At 68.9% G+C, this 20891-nt stretch carries 19 protein-coding genes and 2 pseudogenes; 12 read left to right on the top strand and 9 right to left on the bottom strand.

From position 1 onward, the window contains the following. Window positions 1-744, top strand: coding sequence for a transglycosylase SLT domain-containing protein (locus tag OG609_RS02370; protein ID WP_327271209.1), 744 nt, complete (start codon window positions 1-3; stop codon window positions 742-744). A gap of 135 nt (window positions 745-879) precedes the next feature. Here OG609_RS02370 and OG609_RS02365 read toward each other — a convergent pair whose 3' ends face one another. Further along, window positions 880-1530 carry a DUF2461 family protein gene (locus tag OG609_RS02365; RefSeq protein ID WP_327271208.1) on the bottom strand — a complete coding sequence of 217 codons (651 nt, stop codon included), beginning with the start codon at window positions 1528-1530 and terminating at the stop codon, window positions 880-882. Window positions 1531-1826: 296 nt separating this feature from the next. Between OG609_RS02365 and OG609_RS02360 the strand changes: the two genes are divergently transcribed. Next, the gene (locus tag OG609_RS02360) at window positions 1827-2159 is read left to right on the top strand and encodes a hypothetical protein (protein WP_327271207.1); all 333 of its coding nucleotides are present in this window, start codon (window positions 1827-1829) and stop codon (window positions 2157-2159) included. Between the two features lie 61 nt (window positions 2160-2220). Here the strand turns inward: OG609_RS02360 and OG609_RS02355 are convergent, their stop codons facing one another. Continuing rightward, window positions 2221-2538, bottom strand: coding sequence for a hypothetical protein (locus OG609_RS02355; protein ID WP_327271206.1), 318 nt, complete (start codon window positions 2536-2538; stop codon window positions 2221-2223). A 349-nt stretch (window positions 2539-2887) separates the two neighbouring features. Between OG609_RS02355 and OG609_RS02350 the strand changes: the two genes are divergently transcribed. Next, on the top strand, window positions 2888-4285 hold the full coding sequence (locus tag OG609_RS02350; RefSeq protein WP_327271205.1) for an APC family permease: 1398 nt from the start codon (window positions 2888-2890) through the stop codon (window positions 4283-4285). A gap of 56 nt (window positions 4286-4341) precedes the next feature. Here OG609_RS02350 and OG609_RS02345 read toward each other — a convergent pair. After that, window positions 4342-4457, bottom strand: a pseudogene (locus tag OG609_RS02345) (TolB-like translocation protein); the annotation flags it as partial. A 232-nt stretch (window positions 4458-4689) separates the two neighbouring features. On the opposite strand from OG609_RS02345, the gene OG609_RS02340 reads away from it, so the two are divergent. Then, a complete protein-coding gene (locus OG609_RS02340; RefSeq protein ID WP_327271204.1) occupies window positions 4690-6066 on the top strand; it encodes an IS1380 family transposase in 1377 nt (458 codons plus the stop codon). 465 nt (window positions 6067-6531) lie between these two features. Further along, window positions 6532-7254, top strand: coding sequence for an alpha/beta hydrolase (locus OG609_RS02335; RefSeq protein WP_327271203.1), 723 nt, complete (start codon window positions 6532-6534; stop codon window positions 7252-7254). Window positions 7255-7282: 28 nt separating this feature from the next. On the opposite strand, the gene OG609_RS02330 is transcribed toward OG609_RS02335, so the two are convergent. The 6 genes from OG609_RS02330 to OG609_RS02305 form a co-directional block, all read right to left on the bottom strand. Beyond that, the gene (locus OG609_RS02330; RefSeq protein ID WP_327271202.1) at window positions 7283-7468 is read right to left on the bottom strand and encodes a hypothetical protein; all 186 of its coding nucleotides are present in this window, start codon (window positions 7466-7468) and stop codon (window positions 7283-7285) included. A 391-nt stretch (window positions 7469-7859) separates the two neighbouring features. After that, window positions 7860-8858: a type I glyceraldehyde-3-phosphate dehydrogenase gene (gene gap, locus OG609_RS02325; RefSeq protein ID WP_327271201.1), complete on the bottom strand. Its 999-nt coding sequence runs from the start codon at window positions 8856-8858 to the stop codon at window positions 7860-7862. A gap of 107 nt (window positions 8859-8965) precedes the next feature. Further along, the gene (locus OG609_RS02320; RefSeq protein WP_327271200.1) at window positions 8966-9922 is read right to left on the bottom strand and encodes a GlxA family transcriptional regulator; all 957 of its coding nucleotides are present in this window, start codon (window positions 9920-9922) and stop codon (window positions 8966-8968) included. A gap of 238 nt (window positions 9923-10160) precedes the next feature. Then, entirely contained in the window at window positions 10161-10589 is a 429-nt protein-coding gene (locus tag OG609_RS02315; protein WP_327271199.1) for a hypothetical protein, read from the bottom strand. Window positions 10590-11351: 762 nt separating this feature from the next. Next, window positions 11352-12467: a MerR family transcriptional regulator gene (locus OG609_RS02310; RefSeq protein ID WP_327271198.1), complete on the bottom strand. Its 1116-nt coding sequence runs from the start codon at window positions 12465-12467 to the stop codon at window positions 11352-11354. 397 nt (window positions 12468-12864) lie between these two features. After that, a complete protein-coding gene (locus OG609_RS02305) occupies window positions 12865-13875 on the bottom strand; it encodes an ABC transporter permease (RefSeq protein WP_327271197.1) in 1011 nt (336 codons plus the stop codon). 324 nt (window positions 13876-14199) lie between these two features. Here OG609_RS02305 and OG609_RS02300 point away from each other — a divergent pair, with 324 nt between their 5' ends. The 7 genes and pseudogenes from OG609_RS02300 to OG609_RS02270 all read left to right on the top strand — a co-directional run bounded on the left by OG609_RS02300 (window position 14200) and on the right by OG609_RS02270 (window position 20847). Then, the gene (locus OG609_RS02300) at window positions 14200-15279 is read left to right on the top strand and encodes an NAD(+)/NADH kinase (RefSeq protein ID WP_327271196.1); all 1080 of its coding nucleotides are present in this window, start codon (window positions 14200-14202) and stop codon (window positions 15277-15279) included. Between the two features lie 73 nt (window positions 15280-15352). Further along, complete coding sequence (locus tag OG609_RS02295) at window positions 15353-16006, top strand: HD domain-containing protein (RefSeq protein WP_327271195.1); 654 nt, start codon at window positions 15353-15355, stop codon at window positions 16004-16006. A gap of 196 nt (window positions 16007-16202) precedes the next feature. Then, a complete protein-coding gene (locus tag OG609_RS02290) occupies window positions 16203-17075 on the top strand; it encodes an EamA family transporter (protein WP_327271194.1) in 873 nt (290 codons plus the stop codon). Window positions 17076-17163: 88 nt separating this feature from the next. Further along, complete coding sequence (locus OG609_RS02285) at window positions 17164-17358, top strand: hypothetical protein (protein ID WP_327271193.1); 195 nt, start codon at window positions 17164-17166, stop codon at window positions 17356-17358. A gap of 38 nt (window positions 17359-17396) precedes the next feature. Continuing rightward, window positions 17397-17852 (top strand): annotated as a pseudogene (locus OG609_RS02280) (serine hydrolase); the annotation flags it as partial. A 177-nt stretch (window positions 17853-18029) separates the two neighbouring features. Beyond that, complete coding sequence (locus OG609_RS02275) at window positions 18030-18890, top strand: Gfo/Idh/MocA family protein (protein ID WP_327271192.1); 861 nt, start codon at window positions 18030-18032, stop codon at window positions 18888-18890. Window positions 18891-19905: 1015 nt separating this feature from the next. Beyond that, a complete protein-coding gene (locus OG609_RS02270; RefSeq protein WP_327271191.1) occupies window positions 19906-20847 on the top strand; it encodes a sterol desaturase family protein in 942 nt (313 codons plus the stop codon). Window positions 20848-20891 lie beyond the last annotated feature (44 nt).

Raw genomic sequence — 20891 nt, 5'->3', positions numbered from 1 at the left:
ATGTCTGCAACGGGTATCCACCGTCGTCGCAAGTCCACTTCGCTGACCCGTGGTCTCATCGCCGCGACCACGGGCGGAGCCGCTCTCGTGCTTCCGCTGGTCGGTGCCGGCTTCGCCTCGGCAGCGCCGGTGCAGTCCGCCACCGCCGAAAAGGCTGCGGCGTCGACCGTCGCCACCGTCAAGGAAAAGACCGCGCAGAAGGATGCGCCCACCATCTATTCCGTGATCGCGGGCGATACCCTTTCCAAGATCGCGCGGGAGCATTCACTCAGTGGTGGCTGGCAGAAGCTGTACGAGGACAATCGAGAGATCGTCGGCGACAACCCCGCAGGGATTCGCCCGGGCATGAAGCTGACAATCGGTGCCCAGGCCGAGTCCAAGACTTCCGCCACTGCCGCACCGGCCGCGAAGGCTGCGACGTACACGAACGACCTGGACGGCTGGATCAAGCAGTCGCTGGCCGTCATGGCCAAGCACAGCATCCCCGGCAGCTACGACGGAATCCACCGCAACGTCATGCGCGAGTCGTCCGGCAACCCCCTGGCCATCAACAACTGGGACTCGAACGCCGCCAAGGGCACGCCGTCCAAGGGCCTCCTCCAGATCATCGACCCCACGTTCCGTGCCTACCACGTGCCCGGTACGTCGATGGACAGCTACGACCCGATCGCCAACATCACCGCAGCGTGCAACTACGCCGCCGACAAGTACGGCTCCATCGACAACGTGTTCGGGGCCTACTGACGCACAGCAGCGCCGATGGCGGTTCAGTACCGAAGGGTGGCGAGGGGCCGAACAGGCCCCTCGGGAGGGACCACACCCGCCGGTCACGGACCGCCTTTCGGTCGCTCACCGCGGGGACGGCATGCGGAGGCGACGCTAGACGGCGTGCCGGCGGGAACCGGGAACCGTCACATGGCCGGCGAGCCAGGAGAGCAGGGGCTCCAACTCCTCCGCCGCTCGGAGCACGGCGTCGAGCAACGCCGGCGTGTGCTGCGCGCAGTCCCCGCCGAGCGGACGGGCAGCGGAGACCGAGCGGTACCGGAGCAGGTCGGCGCGGGGATGGCCGGCGTCATGGCCACGTGGCATGCGCTTCATGGTGTCGCCGGTGATCTCGTACCCCCGGGCCCCCAGCGCCTCGATGGCGCGCACCAGATCGGGGCCGCTGTCCTGCGCGGCAACGGCCGTACGGAACAACGGGACCTGCCCCGGGTCCGGGTAGGTCCAGCCGCCCTTGATCCGGAGCCCGTCGAGGTCGAAGCGGAGCCCGATCTCGACGTTGCGTGCGATCCGGATCACCGCCACTTGGTGCTGCCACCACCACGGATCCTTGCGGAACCCCCAGACGGAGAAGTCTTCGTAGGCCTGGTCCGCGTCGGCCACATCGTTCAGCAACGCGATCATGGGCTGCCGTACGAGACGCTCCCGTTCCTTGCGGCGCTGTTCGCGAGCTTCTTGCGAGGGCATGCCCTCCAACTGCAGGAGCAGCTCGAACGCTTGCTCTGTCCAGCCGCTGAATGCTCTTGTCACGCAAGAGATCCTAGTGATCCGGGGCTTGGGGTGGGCGCGCACCAGGCTCTGAGCCGAAGTCGTGCCCTGCTCGCCTGCTGGGGCTCATCCGCGGCCGTCGGGGCGGTTCAACCGCCAGATCGCGCCTGTGTCGGCGTCCGAGGGGAGGCGGGTGCCCTCTGTTCGCGTCTGGCCTCGACGAACCCCGGGCGCCGCGCTTCACCCTGCCGACCGACTTCGTCGGAACCGAGAACAACGCCCTCGCCCATGGCCAACTCATCCCCCTGGCCGGTCATGCGTCCCGCGTAGGCCTTCTCATGACCGCCACATACGCCCCGGCTTCCGGCCTGACCGGCACCGTCACGGTCGCCTACGCCGACGGAACCAGCAGCGCACTCCCGATCACCGTCCCCGACTGGGGCGCCACAACCGTCCCGAAGGGAACGGTGATCGCGGCCGACGGAGGCAAGGTCAACGGCAGCGGCCGGGCACAGAGCACACGCACCGCAAAGCTCTACACAATCGGAGTGGACGTCGACCCGTCCAGACAACTCGCGCCGATCACCTTGCCGTCCGGGCCTCAGTACATGGGCTCCAAGACACCGGCACTCCATGTCTTCGCCATCGCCACGGACCGCCACACCGCCTGAACCGGGCTGCCACCCGGTGATCCGGACCGCAACGTCCGGCGCGCGCCCGCCGACGCAGCCCTCACTCCTGGGCGCTCTCCGTCGGCTGCTCCGGCTTCTGTGGCGGAGGCCTCGGAACCGTGGCCGCCGCTCCCTGCCGGACGGACTCCACCACCGCCTCGTGAAGGCGCCGGCTGTCGTCCTCCGAGCAGCACGGCACCGGGCTGCCCGACATGGTGAACCAGTCGATCGCACCCGTGTACTGCACAGTGACCTGGGCCGTGTCATCGGCCCAGGTCGTGTGAACGGTCAGGTCTCCGGACAGGACGCCGACCTCCTCCGTGAGCACGCCACCGCGCCCGGAGAACACACCGCGAGTCGTCCATGACGCCCAAGCCATGACTCCAGGCTGGCATCAAGACCGTGGATGCGCGACCCGCGGCCATCCGCGCATCGTGGCGCTCCGGGACGCCCGCACCCTTCCGGAATCTGGAATGGGCGAAACTTTGCACCGGATCCTGCTGCGGTTCCCGCACCCGCCGATCCCCATACAATGACGCGCTCTTAACGCCAAATCGTCAGATCCGCTCGCCAAAACAACGAATTCCGAAGGTGAACACCTCTTGACCTGCGGAACTCGTCAGGATTGCATGTCGCGCTGGGAGCGACGAAACCAATCACCACGTCCTCGTCTGGAGGCGATACCGCTCCCGCGCTCAGACACCGCACCTGTTGATCGGAATCGCACGATGACCGAAACGCTCAGCGCTCCCCAGGCGCTCGCCCCAGCGACCGGCCCCACTCCACAGAAGCTCAAGCGTTCCATCGGCGTCGTGGGCGGGACGCTGCTCACGCTCTCCTGCGTGACGCCCGCTTCGACCCTCTTCGTGGTCGTTCCCGACCTGTTCTCCAGCCTGGGCACGTACACCGCCCTCACCATCGCCATCGGCTCGCTGCTCTGTATCGCGGTCGCCTTCTGTTACTCGGAGCTGGGCACCCTCATACCGAGCGCGGGAGGTGAGTACGCCATGGTGTCGACCATGGCGGGGCGGCTGGCCGGGTGGCTCGTCTTCGTGCTCTCCCTGCTGGTCGTGATGATCGTGCCTCCGGTCATCGCCATGGGGACGGCCGACTATCTCGCTCCCGTGGTGCACATTCCGGCTCCCGCCGCGGGCGCCGGAGTCATGGTCCTCGCCACCCTCGCCGGTCTCCTGGACCTGCGCGCCAACGCGTGGATCACCGGTATCTTCCTTGTCCTCGAAGTGATCGCGGCGGGCGTCGTCGCCGTTCTCGGCTTCGCGCACTCCGAGCGCGGGGTCTCCGCGCTGGTGCACGGGTCGGTCGCCTCGTCAGGCAGCACGACCTCCACGGTCACCGCGATGATGGTGGTCTCCGGGCTCGCGATCGCGCTCTTCATCACCCAGGGCTTCTCCACGGCCGTCTACCTCTCGGAGGAACTGGAGAACCCGCGGCGCAACGTGGCCCGCACCGTGCTCGCCACCCTCGCCATCTCCACCGCGGTCATCCTCGTCCCGGTCATCGCCATCACGCTGGGCGCCCCGGACCTCGCGGCCCTGACCTCGGGCGACCTCAACACCATGGTCGCCGCCTGGTCGAATTCGGCCGTCGGTACATTCGTCAGCCTCTGCGTGGCCCTCGCGATCATCAACGCGGGCATCGTCATGGTCATCCAGAACTCACGGGTCCTGTTCGCCTCCGCCCGTGACAAGGCGTGGCCCGAGCCGATCAACAACGCCCTGTCCCGACTCGGCCGGTTCGGCTCCCCGTGGGTGGCGACCCTGGTCGTCGGCGTCCCCGGCGCGGCGCTCTGCTTCGTCAACCTCGACACCCTGTACGGCGTCACCGGCGTCTCCGTCACCGGCATGTACCTGCTGGTCGCGGTCGCCGCACTGCTCTGCCGCCGCGGCACACACCGCGAGGCACCGGCCTGGCGCATGCCCCTGTGGCCCGCGATTCCCGTACTGCTCATCGCCGTGCTCGCGTACATCCTGACCCAGCAGGAGACCGAGTACCTGCTGTGGACCGGCGGGATCACAGCGGTCGCCACGCTCTACTGGGCGCTGTATCTGCGGCCCCGCCGGGAGACCCGCTGGCTGGTCAGCATTCCGGAGGACGCGCAGTCCTGACCGGACGACAGGGACTCGCGACCCGCATCCCGCACTCGCCCTGGCCCGCTGAGCTGTCACCCCGGACAGGCCGGGGCGACGGCGGAGGTCATCACCGGCGGGCCGCACCGGTGCCGTCGGCCGGGACGGTCCACAGGTCCGAGCCGTAGTCGCCGGGAAGGGCGTGGACGAGGGCGAACCTTCCCGGGGCCTGACCGGTGCCCACCAGCGCCTGCCCGGCGCGGGCTCATGGCGGCGGCATCGTCGCAGCAGCTGTACCAGGCCGGGGCCAAACCGTCCCTAGCCTCGGGCTTTCACGTGGCTGGGTGTCCGATGCGTGATCGGAAACGCGAAGAGTGCTCCTGACCTGCAACGATGGGACTTGTCTAGGGTCCAGGTCGGCGCATGAAAGAAGCACTCCTCAGGTGAAGAAGCGTATCGGGTCCTATCCGCGTGTCCGCATCGAGGGCGGCGGGAGCGGGGTGGTCTCGCAGGCTGGCGGAGTACTGCTGGTCGAGACTGCCCGTAAGACCGGCCTGGATACCGAGATATCGGCGGCGCTGACGCCGTGGCGGCGGCCTCGGGCGGTGCACGATCCGGGCAAGATCCTGCTGGATGTGGCTCTCGCGGTCGCGCTGGGCGGGGACTGCCTGGCCGATGCGGGACTGCTGCGGGCCGAGCCGGCCGTGTTCGGGCCGGTGGCCTCCGACCCAACGGTCTCCCGGCTGATCGACACCCTCGCCGCGGCCGGGGACAAGGCCCTGACCGCGATCCGCTCGGCGCGCGCCGAAGTGCGCGAGTACGTCTGGACGTTGGCCAAAGATGCGGCGCCGGATAGGGGCGGCCAGGTGATTGTGGACCTGGACGGAGTGCTGGTCCTGGCCCACTCCGACAAGCAGGACGCGGCCGCGACCTGGAAGAAGTCGTTTGGACATCACCCCCTGATGGGCTTCGTCGACCACGGAAGCGGTGGCACCGGGGAGCCGGTGGCAGCACTGTTGCGGCCGGGGAACGCGGGATCCAACACCGCCGCCGACCACATCACCGCCACTCAACTCGCTTTGGCCCAGCTCCCCAAGCGTCACCGGCGCGGCCGGTCCACACTGATCCGTACCGACTCCGCGGGCGGCACCCATGAGTTCCTCGCCTGGCTCACGAAACGGGGCCGGTGGCTGTCGTACTCGGTCGGGATGACCATCACTGAGCAGATTCATCAGGCCGTGTTGAAGGTCCCGGCCTCCGCCTGGACCCCAGCGGTCGAGCCGGGCGGCGAGATCCGCGACGGCGCCTGGACCGCCGAACTCGACGGCGACACACTCAAGGGCTGGCCGAAGGGAATGCGGCTGATCGTCCGCAAGGAACGGCCCCACCCCGGCGCCCAGTTGCGCTTCACCGACGCCGACGGCCTGCGGCTCACCTGCTTCGCCACCAACACGACGGGCGGGAAGATCACGGACCTGGAACTGAGGCACCGCCGACGGGCGAGGGCAGAGGACCGCATTCGGAACGCACGGGCCACCGGCCTGCGGAACCTGCCCCTGCACGAGACCGCACAGAACCGGATCTGGCTGGAGATCGTCCAGCTCGCCCTCGACCTGCTCGCCTGGATGCCGATGCTCGCTCTGACCGGCAAACCCCGCCTCTGGGAGCCCCGCCGCCTGCGGTTGCGGCTGTTCTCCGCCGCTGCCCAACTCATCACCACCGCCCGCCAACGGCACCTGCGATTCGCCCACCACTGGCCATGGACCGACGTGATCACAGACGCGATCAGACGGCTCGACACCCTCCCGAACCCACGCTGACCAGCAACAACCCGTCCCGACGAGCAGAAGAGCCACCGACCGGAACCGTGGAATCCGGCGCCCACCCGATGCGACGATCGGGCCACCCGTATGCCCGCACACGCTCCACAACGACGCATTGGCCGCCAGCCGAAGCTGACGACCAATCACGAAAGATCGAGGCTAACAGGGCTCCGCTTCCTACGTCCCGGCCTACACCACACCGTGACCACACAGGCCCGAAGCCCTTGACTACACGGCCTTGGCCTTCAGGCGAGTGGTTCCGTGGCATCCGGCCACGGAGCCTCCGCAAAAACCTGTTGGCGAACCACGGCGACCACTGCTAGTTTTCCGGAGGCCGTGCGAGAGAACGAGGAGGTGGTACCCGTGAACGCAGTATCGACATGGGTGCTCCCCTCCGGGGTCACGGTCGGACGATAGGTCGTCCGGGAGCGCCGTTCAAGAGCACTCCCGAAAGGCACGACCATGCAATTCACTTCCGAACAGCGCCTCGACGACGGCGTCCTCGAACGCGAATTCACCCTCGGCGAGATCCCCGGCATCCTGTGGACGTCTGGATCCGCACCTGCCCCGCTGATCCTGATCGGCCACAACGGCGGCTTGCACAAGCGGGAATCGCGGCTGGTGGCCCGGGCCCGGCACTCCGCGGCGGAGTACGGCTACGCGGTGGCCGCCATCGACCACCCCGGGCACGGCGACCGGCCCCGTTCCGCCGTCGATGAGCAGGCCCGCGCCGACCTCCGCCGGGCGATGGCGGCCGGCGAGCCGGTCGATGAGATCTTCGAGTCCTTCATCGTCCCGCTGGTCGAAAAGGCGGTCCCGGAATGGCGGACCACCCTGGACGCCCTCCTTTCGCTGCCCGAGATCGGCGGCCCGGTCGGGTACTCGGGGATGACCGCCATCGGCATTCGGCTGGCGGTGGTCGAACCACGCATCTCGGCCGCCGGTTTCTTCGCCGGGGGTTTCGTGCCCCGCGCCCAGCGCGAGGAGGCCCGGCAGGTCGCCATTCCGCTGCAGTTCCTGCTGCAGTGGGACGACGAAGGGAACGACCGGCAGCTGGCCCTGGACCTGTTCGACGCCTTCGGCACCAAGGAGAAGACGCTGCACGCCAATATGGGCGGGCACGCCGGCACCCCGTGGTTCGAGGTGGACGACGGAGACCGGTTCTTCGCCCGGCACCTGAAGTGAGGCCGGGCCGTCAGGCCGGCAGCAGACGCTAGGCGGTTTCGGCCAGGATGCCGCTCATCGAGGACAGGCCCCGGCCCTCCTCGATGGCGGCAGCCAGCAGATGCACGACCGCCCCGATCGCGGCAGTACCGGCCATCAGTGGTACCGGCCGGTCGGGGCAGCGCTCGGCCACCAGCGCCTCCATCATGTTCGTCGGCAAGACCTCCTTCCACATGCTGACCGCGTTCCTGACTGGCTACGACCAGCACGCGATCCGGCATGGCGCACATGGACTCGTCGGCTGGCACGAGTTGCTGGGGCTCCTTGAAAATCCCCGGCTCCGCTCTTCGTCCCCAATTGGTTGTGAGCTTGACCAGGGCAGCGGGTCCGTTTGATAGCCGCCAGATTCGAGGGGCGTCGCGGACTGTCAGGGGTGGCCGTAGGCCATCGCGGGGCGACGCTCGAAGAGTGCCTTGACCGACCGTGGCGCTCCCGCACCCCCCGAAGCCGAGCGGACCCGCTTCTGTGACTGAGCGCTCTGGTTGGCCCGACTGATCAACCAGAGCGCCCAAAGAAAGTGCTGGCCGGCGCGGTCGCCGGAGGCGGGGCACCACCCCGGCGTCCGGTCAGCGGGTGGCGAGGAACTCGAGCGTGTCGATCACGCGGTTCGAGAAGCCCCACTCGTTGTCGTACCACGCGACCACCTTGACGTGGCGGCCGTCGACGCGGGTGAGGGCCGAGTCAAAGATCGACGAGGCGGGATTGCCCGTGATGTCGGACGACACGAGCGGGTCGTCCGAGTACTCGAGGATGCCGGCGAGCGGCCCCTCCGCTGCGGCGCGGTACGCCGCCAGCACGTCGTCGCGCGTCACATCGCGGGCGACGGTCGTGTTGAGTTCGACGATCGAGCCCACCGGCACCGGTACGCGGATCGAGTCGCCCGAAAGCTTGCCGTCGAGGTTCGGCAGCACCAGGCCGATCGCCTTGGCGGCGCCGGTCGTGGTCGGCACGATGTTGACGCCGGCGGCTCGGGCGCGACGGGCGTCGCGGTGCGGACCGTCCTGCAGGTTCTGCTCCTGTGTGTAGGCGTGCACCGTCGTCATGAACCCGTGTTCGATACCGGCGAGTTCGTCGAGGACCGCGGCCAGCGGCGCGAGCGCGTTGGTGGTGCAGGAGGCGTTCGAGACGATCGTGTGCACGGCCGGGTCGTAGGCGTCGGTGTTGACCCCGAAAGCGAGCGTGACGTCGGCGCCGTCCGACGGCGCGCTGACGAGTACCTTCTTCGTACCCGCGTCGAGGTGGGCCCGGGCGGCCTTGGCCGAGGTGAAGCGGCCGGTGGCTTCCAGGACGATGTCGACGCCGAGTTCGGCCCACGGCAGCTGCGCCGGTTCGCGCTCGGCCAGCACCGTGATCCGACGGCCGTCAACGACGAGGGCGTCCCCGTCGGGGGTCACCGGGCGCCCGAGCCGGCCGGCCGTGCTGTCGTAGGCGAGCAGCCGGGCGAGAGTGGCGGGCTCCGTCAGGTCGTTGACGGCGACGATCTCGAGGGCGCTGTCGCGCTCCAGCAGTGCGCGCAGCACATTGCGTCCGATGCGGCCGAATCCGTTGATGGCGATGCGAGTCATGAGTGATGTCCCTTCCCTTCCACACCAGGCTCGCCCGCGGCTAGCGCCGCTGACAGTGGCGGGATCGCCACGGTTCAAAAGGATCCCGCCACGCGGTGCCGGGCGGGTTACTCGCCCCGGGTGAAGGTGCGCCGGTACTCGCTCGGTGTGGTGCCGAGGATGCGCTGGAAGTGCAGGCGCAGGTTCGCGCCGGTGCCGAGCCCGATGTCGGCGGCGATCTGTTCGACGCCGCGCTGCGAGCGCTCGAGCAGTTCGCGGGCCAGGTCGATGCGGGCGCGCATCACCCACTGCATCGGCGTGTAGCCGGTCTCCTCGACGAAGCGCCGGGAGAACGTGCGCGGCGAGACCCCCGCCTGCCGCGCCAGTATGTCGAGGGTGAGGGGCTCGCCGAGCCGGTGCAGCGCCCACTCGCGGGTGGCGGCGAACCGCTCGCCGAGCGGCTCGGGGACACTGCGCGGCACGTACTGGGCCTGGCCGCCGCTGCGGTAGGGGGCCGCAACCAGACGCCGGGCCGCGTGGTTGGAAGCGGCCACTCCGAGGTCGCCGCGCAGGATGTGCAGGCACAGGTCGATGCCGGAGGCGGCGCCGGCCGAGGTGAGCACGCTGCCCTCGTCGACGAACAGCACGTTCTCGTCGACCTGGACGAGCGGATGCCTGGCCACGAGTGCCCGCGTGTAGTGCCAGTGCGTCGTGGCGCGCCTGCCGTCGAGCAGGCCCGTGGCGGCGAGCGCGAAGGCGCCCGTCGAGATGGCGGCGAGCCGCGCGCCCCGGTCGTGGGCGGCGATCAGTGCCTCGACGACGGCCTGCGGCGGGTCGTCGCGGTCCGGGAACCGGTAGCCGGGGACGAAGACGATGTCGGCCCACGCAAGCGCGTCGAGGCCGTGGGCGACGCAGTACGCGAGGCCATCGCCGCCGGTCACGAGACCGGGTGTCGCCCCGCACACCCGCACCTCGTACGGCATGCTCGCGCGGGTCGTGAAAACCTGCGCAGGAATTCCGACATCGAGCGGCTTCGCACCCTCGAGCACAAGGACGGCGACGCGATGCAGGCGGGGTGCAGGCATAGGAAGAGGTTACGTGGGGCGTGGCTTCGATACGCCCACTGCGCGGACCGGGCAGACGACAGGCCGGCCGGGTTGTCTTCCACGTTGCAGTCCACCGCCCGCCCCACCCGTCGCCCGCCTCCAGCCGATCTGACACCGAACACGCGCTCAAGAGGAACCTCTACCCTCCACGCTCTCCAGGACCCCATCAGCCCCGTCGGGCCAAGTCGGCCGCTCACGGGCCGACTGAAGCGCTCAGTTACAGCTTCACAACCATCGGCCACTTCGCTGGGTGGGGAACAATCCGCTCCCACCTTCGCCCGACGTGGTCCAGGTGGAGCGCGGCCTCCCGGGCATCGGCGAGCAGTGCCGCGTCCAGGGCGGGCCATCGCGTCGGAGGGGCGGCCCGCAGAGTCTCCAGATGGGCGAGAAAGCGTACGGACGCCAGGGAATCGGCCCGCAGGTGGGCGGCGGAGGCGCCGAGCGCGTCGGCGAGGACGGTACGCACCACCGAGTCGGTGAGTTCACCGAGGGCTGTGAGCACCGGATCACGTCCTCCGGCCCGGACGACGAGCTGTGCGGCTCGGCGCCGCACTCCCTCGTCGGGGTCGGTGAGCCGGGCCAGTGCCGCTTCGGCGGCTGCGGGCCAGGGGAGCCTGTCCCAGACCGAGCTCTGGAGGAGGTCCATGACCTCACGACGCGCGAACGGGTCTTCGGCCTGGGCGAGCTGAAGGAGACGAACCGCGACGAGGCCGGCACGGTCGCAACGTATCGCAGCTGAGATCGCGTCACGTGAGGGATGGGCAGGCGTCGTCGCGGTGCCGGAGGCCACAGCCTCGTCGAGCCACTTCAACGGACGGGGCGGCGGTCGCCCTTCCGAACGAAGAATTCGGTCATGGGGCCGATCATGTCACGCGTGGCGACAGCCGGGCCACGGGCGGCCCTTGCTGGGATCTCGACATCCGCAAGTGGTGAATACATGGCCGCTGTCCTATCTCCCGGTCGTCGCGACGCCGACCCGCAATGGCTCCTGGTTGGGCCGGTGCTCACAGGAAGGAGGGACTGGCCGGCTCACGCGCGCGACTGCTCCGCCGCCGGTTCACCATCGCCCGCAGCGCGGGGGTCGGGCACGGTCGACGCAGCAAAGTTGAGTCGGGTGGCCATGTCGAGGTTGACCTCGCCGTACGGGCGTGCGTGGGTCCAGAACAACGAGCAGTGAGGACCGGCTTCGGCACCCGCGAGCGCGGGCCAGCCGCGACCACACCGATGAGTGCCTCGCTGTCCATCTGCGTCCCCCTGCCCGGTCGTCGACCGCTTCGGCTCTACTTACGGTTCCGGATGGTGCGGACCTTCGCGCGGATCGAGTCGATGTGCAGGCCGGTAGTGTCCGCGATGCACATGACCGGCGGGCCGTCCAGGAGCCGCCATGACGCTGACGCTGCGACGCGGTTCAAGCTATGAGCAGGCGGAGGCCGAGATCTGCCGCGTCGAGGTCGGCGAGGTCGCTGTTGCGCTCGGCCCACCGGCCGGAGTCGAGGTCGTCGCTGAGGCTTCGCACCGCCCGCTGCTCGGCCTCCGGCCCGACCCTCGTCCACACCGACATCGCACGGCGCACGTGATCCTCCAGATACGCCTCCGGTCGGCGCCAGTACGCCTCGAACAGGCCGTCAGCGCAGTCCCACGGGATGGGCACCGGCTCAGCGCGGGCGCCGATCGCGTCGGCCATCCCAGCAAGCGAAGGAAATTCAGCGAGGACGGCGGCGAACTCGGGCAGGTAGTCGCGGGTAAGCCAGAACCGGTCCTGCCATCCGGGCTCGTCGGTGTCGAACGTGAGCACCACCACGCGGCGGGCCACGCGCCGCATCTCGCGCAACCCCGCTATCGGGTCCCCCCAGTGGTGAACGGTGGAGGCGGCCATCGCGACGTCGAAGGACTGGTCCTCGAACGGCAGGCTCTCGGCAGCGGCGGCCACGCACGGCGCCGTTCCGGCAGGCCGCTGCCCCCGCATGACCGCCGATGGCTCCACCGCGGTCACGTTGCGATCAGCAGGCTCGTAGGAGCCGGTGCCGGCCCCGACGTTCAGCACCGTCTGCGCGTCCCCGAGCACGTCCCAGATCTGCGCGGCGATCCGCGGCTCAGTACGCCGTGTCGCGGTGTAAGCGCCGCCGATCGCGTCGTACAGCCGTGCGCCGAGCATCTCCAGTTGCTTCTCCGGCGTCACCTCGACCCCCTTCGCCCGTGCCTCGAGTTCTCTGTCGATGGCCGCCACCATGGCATCGGCGTGATCGCGCCGTTCCAGCAGCAGGCCGCGCAGTCGGCGCAGGTGCGCGACCGCGTCGGTGGATGGGTCGCCGACCAGGTCCGCGACCTCCCGCAGTCCGAAGCCCAGGCGCCGGTAGGCAAGTACCTCGCGCAGTCGCTCCACGTCGCCGACCGAGTAGGCCCGGTACCCGGCTGCAGTTCGCGCCGACGGCCGTACGAGCCCGATCTCGTCATAGTGATGCAGCGTGCGGACGCTCACGCCCGCCAACTCGGCCACGCGTCCCACGGGCAGGTGCTCCTCCATGGCACCGACTATGCAGCCTGACGCCACGTGAGGGTCAAGCGCCTCGCTTCTGGCAGCGAGAGCCGAACGCCAAGCAGCGAGTCCGAGACGACTGCTGCAAGCCAGGGCGATGGTCTGGTTCAGAGAAGCCTGCGTTCGATGCCCCGTCCTCATCGTTCACGCGACGGAACGTCCGCGGGTCGTCGAGATCCGCGACAACCTCCTCGCACGGATTCTGGAAGCCGAACGCGAGGGCTGGCTCGGCGAGATCGAAGGACTGCAGAGCAGCCTGACCCATGCCGAGGAGGAGATCGCTACAGCGGTCGTCGATGGTCGGCTCTGTAAGCGGCCTGACGGCTGGCGCGTCGTCGGCCTCCCAGGAGACTTGATCAGGCCTTGTTCTGGGTCGGAGCGGAGATCACTCGTTGTGCAGCACCTCGGCGATGGTGAGCCGTGCCGCCGAGCGAGCCGGGATCAGCGCGCCGAGGACGGCGATCGCGACGCCCGCCAGGGTCAGGGCGGCCAGCTGCGGCGCATGCCAGACATCCTTCATGGACTCCGGGAAGGTGAGCACTCCGGCATGGTCCACGAGCAGCCGGTGTGCGACTGCCCCGAGGGGGATGCCGATCAGGCCGCCGACCGCGCCCAGCCCCGCCACGGACGTCACTGTCATCACCACGACCTGGCGCGGCGTCATCCCGATCGATTTGAGCATGGCCAGGTCGCGGCGCCGCTCCCTGGTGTTCAGCAGGACGGTGTTGAAGACGCCGAGCGCCGCGACGATGGTCAGCAGCAGCGTAAACACCGACGAGAAGCCGACGACGGTAGTGGTGGCGGCATCCGGCGAGTCGCTCCTCAGCGACGGATGGAGGCCCGGGTCAGCCTCCTCGATCCCCCTGACGTAGGCCTGGGCGTCGGCATGGGGGCTGAGCTGGACCGTGTAGTCAACGGCGCTTGTGTTCGGGGCGAGTTCGGTCGCGGTCTGCCAGTCGGAGTCCATGGCCTGGGCGTTGCCCAACATGACTTCGCCGACGACGGTGACGTCGGTCTGCCTGCCGTTCAGATACATGGTCGTCCGGTCACCGACCGCGAGCCCGTGCTGTTTCAGGAACGACGGCCCGACGGCGACCTCACCCGGTCCGCTCGGCCAGTGCCCCTCGACGATCTGCTCAGCCTCGGCCGGAGCGTCCCCGCGGTAGAAGTTGACGAATACGGTGTTCGTGGTCCCCGCGAGGTGCACCTTGGTGAGTGCGCGAGCGGTCACCCGGTCCGCTCCGGGAAGGGATCGCAGCCGTGCTTCGATCTGGCTGTCATCCAGCTTCGGTACGTCTCGGCCTTGTGCTGGCGTGCCCACCCGTACGTCGACCAGCGCGACCCCGCTGTGCTTGCCCGCCTTCCTGGCCGCCACCATGCTGCTGGAACTTCGCACCGGGGCACCCCGCAGCGGGGCCGGCACCAGGCCGTACCCGAGCGGCAGGCTGCCGTGACCCGCCAGGAACAGCCGACGGCGGCCGGTGCGGCCCGGACCTTGTTGTCCTCGTCGAACGTGCAGGCGAACCCATCCCCACCATTCTGCCGCGCGGTGGGCGGACCACGCTGCGCCGGTAGAGGCCCGATCACGCCGCCCTCCCAGGGGCCCGATCGCCTGACCGAGAGCGGTCTGTCGGCCCGGCGACGAAGCCCGCACACGCCTGGACCGTCAAGGTGGGACCAGGACACCGCCACATCGTCGGAGTACGGGAGCCGGAGCGAGATGAGTGTCGAGCGGGTGGGAGTCGTTGTCCACCAGGGACGTCCCGAGGCCATTGCCGCGGCGCGCGTCGTACGCGACTGGTGTGCGGGCGAAGTCGTTCCGTGCACGGACATCGACGTGTGGCGCGGCGACGCACGCCGGCGTGGCGGACGGGAGGAGGCCGATGTCGCGGGCAACCCCGATCTCATCGTGACGCTCGGAGGCGACGGCACATTTCTGCGCGGCGCCAGGATCGCGGCCAAGAACCACGCCGCCGTCCTCGGGATCGACCTGGGCCGGGTCGGCTTCCTGACCGAGGTGCCGGCCGAGGACGTCGTCCGGGCGCTCGACGCCGTCCACCACGGACGGGCGGACGTCGAGGAGCGCATGACGCTGACGATGAGGGCCTCCCGCGTACTCGAAGTGCCCAAGGACATCGACGCCCTGATGGGCTACGGACGACGCCCGATGCTGCCGCCTCCCCATGTCGACCTGGAGGCGGAGGCCGCGGCGGAGGACTGGGGCGTGGCGCTGGATGTCACGGCCCTCAACGACGTCGTCGTGGAGAAGCTCGCGCGCGACCGGCAGGTGAGTCTCGGCGTCTATATCGGCGGCCGGCTCCTCGCCTCGTACTCGGCCGACGCCGTCATCATGGCCACCCCCACCGGGTCGACCGCCTACAGCTTCGCCGCAGGCGGTCCGGTGGTCTCACCACGAATGGACGCCGTCCTCTTCACACCCGTCGCAGCGCACATGACCTTCAACCGCACAGTGGTCGTCGCGCCGGACGAACCGGTCGCGGTGCGGGTCCTGCCCCATTCGGGGCAGGGCGCGGTCACGATCGACGGCCAGCTGCGCGGCGTACTGGACGCCGGAGACTGGCTCGGGGTGTATGCGGCCCCGCGTCGTCTGCGCGTCATCAGGCTCGGCCCGCACGATTTCTACGGGCGGCTGCGCACCCGGCTTCGCCTCACGGACGCTCCGGCCACGGCCGCCGACGGGGAGAGCGCGCCCCTGTTCCGTCCCGACGGCCCAATCCCGCACGACCTGGCCCATCTCCATTTCTCCCCGGCGGACAGGGACGAGGCAGCCGGTGGTTGACCGGGCGGGGGAGAGCCGCAGGCTGAAGAGTCGGACAGGAAGAGCCGACATGTCCTACGACAAAGGAGTTCACATGCCCAGCAGTGCCGACCTCCCTGCCGCCACCGGAGTGACGGTGCCCGACACCAAGCTGGCCGCCGCGGCCACCGAGCTGGTGCGTGACGCGACCGATGACCTGATCTACCACCATTCCCGCCGGGTCTACTTCTTCGGCAGTCTGCAGGGGCAGAACAAGGGGCTGAGCTTCGACCCGGAGCTTCTCTACGTCGGAGCCATGTTCCATGACCTGGGCCTCAACGAGGAGTTCCGCGGGAGCGGGCGCCGGTTCGAGGTGGACAGCGCCGACGAGGCACGAAGGTTTCTGCAGAGCCACGGCGTGCCCGAGGACAGCATTCGCCGCGTCTGGACAGCGATCGCGCTCCACACGACGCCGGGAATTCCACAGTTCATGGAACCCGAGGTCGCCCTGGTGACCGCAGGGGTGGAGTACGACGTGCTCGGCATCGGGTACGCCGACATCAGCGACGCGGACCGCGCGTCGATCGTTTCCCTCCATCCCCGCCCCGACTTCAAACAGCGCATTCTCCGGGCCTTCACCGAAGGCATCGAAGCCAAGCCGGACACCACTTTCGGCAATGTGAAGGCCGATGTGCTGGAGCGTTACGTACCCGGTTTCAAGCGGGGCAACTTCGTGGACACCATCCTGGATTCCCCCTGGCAGGAGTGAGGATCCCGCAGGGCACGCAAGTCGATGGACGCCTTCGTCCGGGCGCACCATGATGGGCGGTCCGAGCTGCGGCGCTTCGTGGCGAACGAAAGCCGTGGCAGCCACCGGGTGGGGTGGTGTCCATGGGTGACAGGGCAGGTCGTACGGCTCCGAACCCCGCTGCCCTCCTCCCACGCCCCTGAGGAAAGGCGACACTGTGCCGGTCGCCCTCGTACTGCTGCTCGCAGGGACGTGGCTGCTCTCCGGCGCCCTGGTCACCGGAACCGATCCGCTGATCGTCGCTGTGGGCCGCACCGCGGTGTGCTGCGTGGTGCTCACCGTCGTCGCCGCGTCCAGCGCGGGTGGCCGGGCCGATCTGCGCCGGGCCGCGGCCCGCCCGAGCATCGTATGGCTGCTGGGCCTGCTCGGCTTCGCCGGTTACGCGGCCGGTACCCTCCTGGCCATCCTGCGCATCGGCACCTCGCTCACCAACCTCGTTGTCGCGCTGATGCCATGCGCCTCGGTGGCGGTGGGGGTCGTGTTCTTCGGTGAGAGGTCCGGGCCGCGCAAGGCGGCGGGGGCAGTTCTGGCCTGCGCGGCGGCGGCCGGATACGCGGCGCTCGGCGCGGACGCGGGGGACCTGGACGGGGTGGGGCTGCTGCTGGTGGCGGCCGCGACCGTGGCGTTCGCGGTGTACGGGTTCCTGTACAGGGAACGGCTGTCGGGGCTGCCGCCCCTCGCCGTTCTGCCCGTGCTGCTCGCGGCCGCCACCTGTCTGCTGCTCCCGATGGCCCTGCCTGCCCTGATCGCCCACCCGCCGACACTCGCCGCGACCGGCGGCATCGTGGTGCTCGGCGCGGCCGTCTACGCGCCCGCCTACCTCGTACAACACCGGCTCATCCTGCTACGCGGGCCGGTCTTCACGGCAGCTGTGCAGCTGGCCGTTCCGTTCACCGTGCGCCTCGGCGACTGGGCACTGAACACCGCGCCCGCGCCCTCGACCGCCGAACTGATGCTCCTCGCGGTGTGCTGCGCGGGGATCGCCCTCGTCACCGTCCAGCCGCACGACCGACTCGCCACCGCTCAGTGACCGCGAAGCGGTCCTCAACGCCCTGCTCGACAACGGCGTTCTGGTTTACGGGCCGCACTGCCTTCAGGAGCGAAACGAGACCTTCGAGGTGCCCAGGTACGCGCCTGACTGGGTGCTGGTCGGCGACGACAGCGGGGGCGGCGGACTGTTCATGCGCCGTCACGGCCGCGACCGCACCCGTGTGTACCATCTCGATCTGGGCGCGATCGACGAGGACGTCGAAGCGGACGGCGACCTGATGACGGATGACCTGCTCGGCTGGCTGAGCGCGGGCCGGGCCTGACGGACCCCGGCCCGTGCGGGGGCGCCGGAGCCGGGCGCGTGGAAAGGCTCCGCGGACCGACGTCCGTCACTCGCCTCTGCCGGTCGATCGAAGACTCGGTGACCCGGCTCGACCGCTGGGAGCCGGAGCTGAACTCGGCGGAACCAGGGCGTGTGACCGACACCACCAGCCCTCGAGCCATTGGGAAGACCTACGCACAGCTCGTCCTCGGGGGCGCGCTGGAGGCGGGGGACCGGAAGAGGTCGACCGGGTGGTTGCTGGCCAATACGACCGGCGGCAAACGCTTGCGCGCCGGCCTCCATGAGGATTGGTCCGTCGGCGACAAGACCGGCACCGGCAGCTACGGCACCGCGAACGACGTGGGCATCGTCTGGCCGCCCGGCCAAGGGCCGATCGTGATGGCTGTTCTGTCCGCCAAGCACGACGCCGACTCCGAGGCGGACGCCCCTTTGGCCGCCAATGCAGCCGCCATCCTGGCAGCCGCCCTCAACTGACGTCCGGCGCGGCTGTACGGTCGGGGTCGTCGGGCCGGCAGCCCCGCTCTGTCGGCACAGCGCGCGGTTCCTGGTCCCTTTGCCGGGCGCTCGACGCAGCGACAGCCCCAGGGGCGAGCTCCCTGTGGCCGGGGAGTGCGCTCAACCTGCCTGTCACCGTGAAGGTAGCCTCTCTTGATGCGTATCGGGATCGTTGGCACCGAGAACACTCATGTCGACCACATCATCGGCCACCTCAACGTCCACGAGGCGGGCGGCGACGCCCGCGTCGTGGCTCTCAGCGGCGGGCACAGTCGGCGCAACGACACGCTGGCGTCCACCGGAGGGATAGAAAAGATCGTCGACGAGCCCACCGGCCTGCTCGGACTGGTGGACGCCGTCATCGTCGCGGACCGGCACGGCGCGCACCACCGCGACCAGGCGACCCCCTTCCTGGCCGAGGGGCTTCCGGTATTCGTCGACAAGCCGCTGGCCTGCACCGTCGAGGACGCCCAGGCCATGATCGACACCGCGCTCGCCCATGACGCGCCGCTCACGTCATCCTCGGCGCTCCGCTGGATTCCCGACACCGACGCACTGGTGGCCCGGACCGCGCGGGGCGGCCGACCGCATGTGGTCGTCACGTCCGGACCTGCCGACCCCGACGGCGAGTACGGCGGGATCTTCTTCTACGGCATCCACCCGGTGGACGTAGCTCTCCGGCTCGCCCCCGGTGAGATCTTCGACGTACGCACGGACACCACCGACACCACAGTCACCGTGTCATTCACCGCGGGCGGCACCCGTGTGCTCGTGAACTTCGTCAAGCCGAACGACACGCACCAGACCCCCTTCCACGCAATGGCGCTCACTCAGGACACCGTGGTCGAGCAGACTCTCACCCTCGACGCCCACTACTGCGTGCCGGGTCTCGAAGCGTTCCTGGAGATGACCCGTACGGGCATGCCTCCGATCGGTTATAGGGACTTGTTGCGCCCCATCGAGGTTCTGGAGTCCGTTGCCGCGGCCCTGCCTACGCAGTCGACCGCCCCGCGGTGAGGTGACGCACCTCGGTCCACCTGGACCTCGGCGGCCGCAGGGGTGTCTGACGAGGTCCCTGTGTCCACCGACCGGTGGACATGCGGTTCAACCGGTTGGGGCCGCCGGAGGATTGGTCCTGCGGACCAGCGTTTGAGGCATGAGAGACCTCAAACGCCCCCATGGCTCGTTGGAGCGCCAGGCATCCGTGGCGGCCCCTCCCCGGATTCGCGCCACGCTCCAGTCCTCGAAGGTGCAACATCGGCACCGCTGACATGCAGTAAAGGACCGGCGGGTTCCCCTGCCGGGCTCCGGCACCAGACGCTCAACCATCAACACGCTGCCGGTCTACCGAGACCTCCGGCTGAGACGATCTCTGACACGGTCGCCGCCCTGGATCCGGCGTTTATGAGCCATGGCAGACCCGATTACGTCCCGCGAGTCCGGCCGTCCGATCACGAGGCCCGCACAGCGCTGTGGGCCCGTTGCATCGTCAGGACCGGGGCCGAAGCCACGCTGCCGTCCTGGCGGCGGCGAGCGAGATCCCGACCGGCAGGGAAGGCCGTTCCGGCCCGGGCGGCCTTCCCCAGGTCTCTCCGGCCCGCGCCGACCAATCGAGGGATCCTCGCCCGGAAAAAGGGGGAGCCATAAAGTCCCAATAGATTATCAGTATTACTAGTAATCCACTTGATGGAAGGTCGAATTATTCGCATTCCGCCCGGCTGGTCCGCCTGGTTCATTGAAAATTGGACGGGGTGGCGAATATTGACCTGGCAGTCCGGCACATCAAGACGAGGCTTGAATCAGACGGTTGAGGGCGCCGAAAAGGGAAATGCAACAGAGCGGGTCCACCCGGCGGCCCCGCTCGGGTTCGCCGGGTCTGTATGGCAGTTCACATCAGTCTCCAGGTACGAATATTTCAATGCGTGACAACTGACGTCCGAAGCGTCGGTCCAGCGCGCCCGCAAGAAGTCATCAGTTCGTCCTTGCGGTCTGTGCACTCTTCTGTGCTGGTTCCTTCGTAAAGGTGCTACGGATGGAAAATTGCGAACCACTGCCCGATGGTGTTCCGGAGAAGGATTCCGGCCCGGTGCAGCGGGAGAGAGCGCTCGTACTCTCGGCGCGCGTTGTTCTCCGCGTGCTGGCTTATCCGTTCCTGCTGGTGGCCACAGTTTCGGTCGCCGCGGCGGCGCTGTGTCTCGACTGGGATCCAGAGCGCGTGAGCCCGCTCTTCCTGGTCGGCACCATCGCCTACCTCACCGTTCTTGAACGTCTGATTCCGTATCAGCGCGCGTGGCACCCGAGCCCCAGCGAATGGCGTTGGTACGGCATCTACTTCTTGCTGACGATGGCGGCCAGCGCCCTGGCGCAATATATGGTCACCGCGGCCGTCTCCGTGGTGACGCCCGACGAACCCGCGCTCAATCTCTGGGCGGAAATACCCGCGGCCCTGCTGACCGGCTCGCTGGCCAGTTATCTCGTGCACCGACTGGGTCACGCCAACTCGATATTGTGGCGAGTGCACGGTGTGCACCATGTGCCGCAGAAAGTCAACGTCGCCAATAACGGCGTCAATCACGTTCTCGATATCATCCTTGCGCAGGGAGTAGTGCAACTGGCTCTGGCGTTGGTCGGGTTCTCCCATGATTCCGTCTTCGTCGTGGGTCTTTTCGTGGCTGCCCAGGGCTATTTCGTCCATGCCAACATCGACGTGCGAATCGGGCGGCTCAATCATGTGCTCGCCAGTCCCGAACAACACCGCCTGCACCACAGCACCAAGCTGTCCGAGGCGGGCCACTACGGCTCGGATCTTTCGATCTGGGACCACCTCTTCGACAGCTACACCTGGCGGCCCGGCCGCGAGCCGATCGCGGTCGGAATCGGCGATCCCGAGTCGTTCCCCCCTACCGGGGAGATCGCCACCACCCTTCTCCACCCCTGGCGCCGTGCGAAGAGGGCCGGGCCCGGTTCCGCCTGACCGCCTCTCATCATCGGGAAACCGCACCGCCCTCCCGCATCCAT

This window comes from Streptomyces sp. NBC_01224, assembly GCF_036002945.1.
Classification (GTDB): domain Bacteria; phylum Actinomycetota; class Actinomycetes; order Streptomycetales; family Streptomycetaceae; genus Streptomyces.
Note: the sequence above shows the minus strand (reverse complement) of the source record. Positions and strands in the feature narration are given on the sequence as shown.